Origin of the sequence: Streptomyces sp. NPDC002130, from assembly GCF_040296465.1 — a bacterium.
Classification (GTDB): Bacteria; Actinomycetota; Actinomycetes; order Streptomycetales; family Streptomycetaceae; genus Streptomyces.
In genome coordinates this window covers 25,146-31,332 of record NZ_JBEOXI010000077.1, presented here as the reverse complement: position 1 = coordinate 31,332, position 6,187 = coordinate 25,146, and the positions used below count along the sequence as shown (strand labels likewise).

The following is a 6,187-nucleotide window of genomic DNA, read 5'->3' as shown; positions in this document are numbered from 1 at the left end:
GAGATGGCGTGACAGTTCGTGAACGCTAGCCCGGTAATCCCGCCGCCCGTGCCCTCCGGCCAGCCGCCCCGGCCAGCGCGCCCCGCCGCCTCGTCGCCCGCCCCTCCAAGTGACCAGGTACCCGTACCGCCGCTCCCCGCCGAGCCGCCGTCCGCCGTCCCACCGTCCGAAGAGCCGCCGTCCGTACGCGCGCGTCCCGCCGGGTCGTCGCCCGGGACGGTCCCACCCCCGACCACCAACCCCTCTCCCGACGAGCACAGCCCCCGGATCGAGCGCCCCGCGCCCGTCTCCCGGTCCCGTGCTCACGTCGGCACGCGGCCGCCCACGTACGACGCCGAACCCACCGCTCTCCCGGCCGCCGATCCTGACGATCTCGACGATCTGGTGGCGGACACCGTGCTGGACGGGGCCCGGTACGGGGCCTGTACGGTGCGGGCCGTCTCCCTGCGGGGGGACTCCGCGCGGTATCGCGGAGAACCCCGCCGGGATGCGCTGCTCACCGCCCGGTTCGGCACGGGGGAGCACGCGCTGCTGCTCGTGGCGATGGCGACCGGCGCCCGGGCCAGGCCCGGGGCGCACCGGGCCGCCGCCGAGGCCTGTCATTGGATCGGGCGAGCCGTCGGGCGCAGCCACGCACGGCTGGTGGAGGACATAAGGGACGGCCGGCGCGGCGACCTGAAGTCCGGGCTGCACCGGCTCACCGACCGCAGCCTCGGCAAGCTGCGGGCCAGCGCCTCCGAGCAGGGCGTCGACCCCGGGGAGTACGCGGCCAGCCTGCGCTGCCTGCTGCTGTCGGCCGACCCCGAGTGCCGGACCCGGGTGTTCTTCGGAGTCGGACCGGGCGGACTGTTCCGGTTGCGGGAGGGGGAGTGGCAGGACATCGAGCCGCAGGTCGCCGAGGTCAAGGGCGAACCCGTCCTGGGCTTCGGCTCGCCGCCCTCCGAGACCCCCGAGGGCGACCGGCTCACCATGGACCTGGGCATCCCGACCCCGCCCAGCCCGTACGAACCGGCCCCGGAGCCGCCCCGCGAGCCCTTCCGCTTCCGGACCTCCGTCGCCCGCCCGGGTGACACGCTCCTGATGTGCAGCGGCGGCCTCGCCGACCCCCTGCGTGGCGAGCCCGAACTGGGCGAGTACCTCGCCGAGCGGTGGTCCCGCCCCGACCCGCCCGGCCTCGCCGCGTTCCTCGCCGACTCCCAAGTAAGGGTCAAGGGTTATGCGGACGACCGTACGGCCGTCGCGGTGTGGGAGGCGTGAGCGCGACCCGTGTGACTTGATGGAACCCGGAGGGATCCCAGGAGACCGAAGGGGCAGACGAGAACCATGGCCAAACAGAACGTCGCGGAACAGTTCGTCGACATCCTGACCCGCGCCGGAGTCAAACGGCTCTACGGCGTCGTCGGCGACAGCCTCAACCCGATCGTCGACGCCGTCCGCCGCAACTCCGCCATCGACTGGATCCACGTCCGGCACGAGGAGACCGCCGCCTTCGCCGCCAGCGCCGAGGCGCAGATCACCGGCGGGCTCGCGGCCTGCGCCGGCTCCTGCGGCCCCGGCAACCTCCACCTCATCAACGGCCTTTACGACGCCCACCGCTCCATGGCCCCGGTCCTCGCCCTCGCCTCGCACATCCCGTCCAGCGAGATCGGCCTCGGCTACTTCCAGGAGACCCACCCCGACCGGCTGTTCGCCGAGTGCAGCCACTACAGCGAGATGATCTCCAGCCCGCAGCAGATGCCGCGGCTGCTCCAGACCGCCATCCAGAACGCCGTCGGCCGCAGCGGCGTCAGCGTCGTCACCCTGCCCGGCGACATCGCCGACCGGCCCGCCCCGGAGAAGGCCGCCGAGACCGCCCTCGTGACCTCCCGTCCGACGGTCCGCCCGGGCGACGCCGAGATCGACCGGCTCGTCGAGATGATCGACGAGGCCGGCAAGGTCACCCTCTTCTGCGGCAGCGGCACCGCCGGAGCACACGCCGAGGTCATGGAGTTCGCCGGGAAGATCAAGTCCCCGGTCGGGCACGCCCTGCGCGGCAAGGAATGGATCCAGTACGACAACCCCTTCGACGTCGGCATGAGCGGGCTGCTCGGCTACGGCGCCGCCTACGAGGCCACTCACGAGTGCGACCTGCTGATCCTGCTCGGCACCGACTTCCCCTACAACGCCTTCCTCCCCGACGACGTCAAGATCGTGCAGGTCGACATCCGGCCCGAACACCTCGGCCGCCGCTCCAAGCTGGACCTCGCGGTGTGGGGCGACGTACGGGAGACGCTGCGCTGCCTGATCCCGCGGGTGAAGGAGAAGAAGAACCGCCGCTTCCTCGACCGGATGCTGAAGAAGCACGCCGACGCCTTGGAGGGGGTGGTCAAGGCGTACACCCGCAAGGTCGAGAAGCACACGCCGATCCACCCCGAGTACGTGGCGTCCGTGCTCGACGAAGTGGCCGCCGACGACGCCGTGTTCACCGTCGACACCGGCATGTGCAACGTCTGGGCCGCCCGCTACATCTCACCCAACGGCCGCCGCCGCGTCATCGGTTCCTTCTCCCACGGCTCGATGGCGAACGCACTGCCCATGGCGATCGGCGCCCAGTTCACCGACCGCAAACGGCAAGTCGTGTCGATGTCCGGCGACGGCGGCTTCTCCATGCTGATGGGCGACTTCCTGACGCTGGTGCAGTACGACCTGCCCGTGAAGGTCGTCCTGTTCAACAACTCCTCCCTCGGCATGGTCGAGTTGGAGATGCTGGTCGCCGGCCTCCCGTCGTACGGTACCGCCAACAAGAACCCCGACTTCGCCGCCGTCGCCCGCGCCTGCGGTGCGTACGGGGTGCGCGTCGAGAAGCCCAAGGACCTGCCCGGGGCCCTGAAGGACGCCTTCAAGCACAAGGGACCCGCCCTCGTCGACGTCGTCACCGACCCCAACGCGCTGTCCATCCCGCCGAAGATCAAGGCCGAGATGGTGACCGGGTTCGCCCTGTCCGCCTCGAAGATCGTGCTGGACGGCGGGGTCGGCCGGATGCTGCAGATGGCCCGCTCCAACCTGCGCAACGTGCCCCGCCTTTAGCTGTAGGGCGTCCACGCACGTGCGGAGGTGTCGTACACGTGGCGGGGCAGGCCCTTGATGCCGCTGGTCCGGAACGGGCGGCCGTCGTCGTCGATCCGGACCGTGCCCGTGCGGCCCTGGGAGGACCAGTCCAGCTCCAGGTACCAGCGGCAGTCGCACCCCTGGGTCCTGGCGTTGACCAGCAGCACCTCCGGGTCCTGGGCGGAGACGCGGTAGGGCATGCGCACCGCCGGGATCGGCGTACCGGCGTCGCTCCCGGCGACCGCGCGGGCGATGGGGCGGTCCTTGTCCAGGTTCACGTCGAAGGAGCGCGGGGTGATCGAACCCCCGCAGCCCCGGTCCATGGCGTAGGCGTCGCCCCGCGCCGGTGCCGTCCGCCCCGCCACGCGCACGCGCAGCGCCTCCAGCACGACGGCCGTGTCGGTCCGCCCCTGCACGGTCAGCCGTACGAGCGTCTCGCCGCCGTGCACCGCGTCCTGCGACGCGGCCCAGACCCCGGCGTCCTGGGGGACAGGCGGCGGGGGCACCTGAGAAGGCGGCTTGGCGACGACGTAGTCGTGACCGCAGCCCAGCTTCCAGGCCTGGGAGTTGGCGGACCAGGTGAGGGGTGGCGCGGGGGCGGTCCCGCCGGCGGGCGGGGTGGAGCGGACGGAGGGGGACGAGGAGGGTTTCAGCCGCTTCGGGGCGGCGGAGGGGGAAGTGTGCCGGGGAGCGGGGGAGGTGCCGCTCGGGGTGGGGGAGGGGCTCCTCCGGTCCGGAGCTTCCGTCTTCGCTGTACCGGTCGGGGCCGGAGCGGCGGTACCGGGCCGGTCGCCGGCGGACGCACGCCGCCCGTCCGGCAGCGCGGCGAGGCTCCCGAGCACCGCGAGCACCGCGCAGGCGGCGGCGACTCCGACCGCGACACGTCTGCGGCGGTACCAGGGGCGGCCGGGGAGCGGGTCCGCTTCCGCGGGGATCTCGACAGGGCCGTCCACCGTGGCGGTGTCCGTGGCGGTGTCCGTGTCCGCGTCCGTGTCCGTTTGCCTGTCCGTATCCGTTTCCGCGCCTGCTTCCGCCGTACCGGCAGCGCCTGCCGTCCGGGGACGCTGCCGCGCCGCCACCGCGAGCAGCCAGCGGCGGTGAAGCTCCAGGCGTTCCTCCGGGGACGCCCCGCACAGGGTGGCGAAGCGCTCCACGGGGGCGAAGTCGACCGGGACCGCGTCGCCCGCGCAGTAGCGGTGCAGGGTCGAGGTGTTCATCGCCAGGCGGCGGGCCAGCGAACCGTAACTGCGGTCCGTGCGCTCCTTGAACGTCCTCAGCAGCGCCGCGAACTCCCCGACGTCGTCGACGTCGTCCTGTGTCGACACCGTTCCCCCCGTCTCATGGGTCCGAACCGGCCCGGAACGGCATCCCAGGCACCCCATGTACCTGCACGTCAGACGGGCTGGGATGGTTCCACCGGGCCCGATCGGATGCGGGCTGTTGCATCCGCCCGGCGGGACCGCTGATGCTCTTGGTGTCGCACCGACCAGGTCCGGGCCGACCAGCCGGCCTCGGGGCGGCATCCGACACACACATTCACCCACGGGGGACACCCATGCCCATGCGCATCCGAACGAGCGCTCTCACCGCACTCACCGTCGCCGCCCTCGCGGCGGGCACGGTCCTCACGGCACCGGAGGCCGGCGCCGCACCGAAGGCCGCCGCACCGAAGTTCCTGTCGGCGTCCCAGCTGCCGCCGCACCCGACCTCGGCCTGGACGGCCGGCCCGGTCACCGAAGGGTTCCCGGAGGGACTCGGCTTCTGCGTGGATACGGAGGGCGTGCCCTCCTACGACTACCGGCACCGGGAGTTCCGGACCGACCTGGACACCGGCGCCGTGCAGCTGACCGTCGTGGCGGACACAGCCGCCCTGGCCAAGGCCCTGGCGAAGCACTACGACGACCTGATCCGCACCTGCGCCGACCGCATCGAGCAGAACGACCCGGACGTCAAGGCCGAGGGCCGGGACTACGGTTCGCTGCCGGTCGAGGAAGGCGCCCGCGTCCGCGGCCTGCACACCGAGACGTCCTGGGGCGCCACGGACATCTCGCTGCTGTCCGTCGGACGCGACGGCAGGACGGTCACGGTCGTGAGGTGGGGCCAGATGGGCGACTTCGGGGACGCCCCCGTCGGCGCCTTCAAGAAGACGACGACCACCGCCGTCAACAAGCTGTACTGACCGCGCCCGACGTAAGACCGGGGCCGTCCTCCCGCCACGGGGGTGGGGAGGACGGCCCCGTACCGGTTCCGGCGGCCGTCAAGACCGTCGTACTTCGGCCAACTTCACCGGAGTGCCGCGCACGGGGGCCCACCGCCCCAGCCCTTCACGGGGTACGCAGGGATCGACAGCCGGCCGTCGGCCCATCGTCCGATCTCCGGCGGTCAGGATCCGGCCGGGGACGCCGACCGGCTACCCTCTTGTCCCCCTCTCCTCCATCGCCGTACCGCTCAGCGGCCCGCAGCCCCGGCCGCTCGCCCCGTTCCGGTGGCCGAACACCCGGTCGTTGACGATTCGACATGACTGCCGCGTTTCCGATGGGGCATGGATCCCCGTGAACGTGTTCGAGCAGAGGGGAACCGACATCGGCGCGCGGGCGGGGGTCATGGAGAGGCAGGCACGACGAGGCGGTCCCATAGCGATCGGGGGCTTCTCGGCGAAGACGGTGGAGGACAGGACCGACGATGTCACGGAACACGATCCGGCGGCGCAGTTGAGGCGCCGACTCGGACGGGCGGACCTGCGGGCCGTCCCGGAAGCCCGCAAGGCCCTGCGGGAACTGCTCGGGCAGTGGGGGAAGCACGGGCAGTGCGACGTGGCCGAACTGCTCACCAGCGAGCTCGTCACCAACGCGATCGTCCACACCGACCACGACGCGGTCCTCACGGCCACCGTCGGACCCCGCGGACTGCGGGTGGAGGTCCGGGACTTCGTGGCCCGCAGACCCCGACTGCGCGCACCAGTCGCCGACGAGGGCACGAACGGCAGGGGCCTGTTCCTGGTGCAGGCCCTCGCGGACGCCTGGGGTGTCCGGCCGCACGGCGTGGGCAAGGCCGTCTGGTTCGAGCTGGGGGCCGGGGCGGCGTGAACGCCGAGGGGGCG

Annotated in this window: 5 protein-coding genes; 4 read left to right on the top strand and 1 reads right to left on the bottom strand. The window is 72.4% G+C overall.

Features of this window, described 5'->3' with window-relative positions:
* Positions 1–48: 48 nt before the first annotated feature.
* Positions 49–1,257, top strand: coding sequence for a protein phosphatase 2C domain-containing protein (locus ABT116_RS17140; protein WP_351633742.1), 1,209 nt, complete (start codon positions 49–51; stop codon positions 1,255–1,257).
* A 66-nt stretch (positions 1,258–1,323) separates the two neighbouring features.
* Positions 1,324–3,066: a pyruvate dehydrogenase gene (locus ABT116_RS17135; protein ID WP_351633739.1), complete on the top strand. Its 1,743-nt coding sequence runs from the start codon at positions 1,324–1,326 to the stop codon at positions 3,064–3,066.
* Here ABT116_RS17135 and ABT116_RS17130 read toward each other — a convergent pair.
* Positions 3,063–4,412, bottom strand: coding sequence for a helix-turn-helix domain-containing protein (locus ABT116_RS17130; protein WP_351633737.1), 1,350 nt, complete (start codon positions 4,410–4,412; stop codon positions 3,063–3,065). The genes ABT116_RS17135 and ABT116_RS17130 overlap by 4 nt on opposite strands.
* 230 nt (positions 4,413–4,642) lie before the next feature.
* On the opposite strand from ABT116_RS17130, the gene ABT116_RS17125 reads away from it, so the two are divergent.
* Positions 4,643–5,266 (top strand): hypothetical protein, encoded by a 624-nt coding sequence (locus tag ABT116_RS17125; RefSeq protein ID WP_351633734.1) that lies wholly within the window; start codon positions 4,643–4,645, stop codon positions 5,264–5,266.
* Positions 5,267–5,690: 424 nt separating this feature from the next.
* Positions 5,691–6,173, top strand: a complete 483-nt coding sequence (locus tag ABT116_RS17120) for an ATP-binding protein (protein ID WP_351633754.1) — start codon at positions 5,691–5,693, stop codon at positions 6,171–6,173.
* Positions 6,174–6,187 lie beyond the last annotated feature (14 nt).

Bases quoted from the DNA above. Each gene is read 5' to 3' on its own strand.
- ABT116_RS17135 (WP_351633739.1), top strand. From the start codon at position 1,324: ATGGCCAAACAGAACGTCGCGGAACAGTTCGTCGACATCCTGACCCGC.
- ABT116_RS17125 (WP_351633734.1), top strand. From the start codon at position 4,643: ATGCCCATGCGCATCCGAACGAGCGCTCTCACCGCACTCACCGTCGCC.
- ABT116_RS17120 (WP_351633754.1), top strand. From the start codon at position 5,691: ATGGAGAGGCAGGCACGACGAGGCGGTCCCATAGCGATCGGGGGCTTC.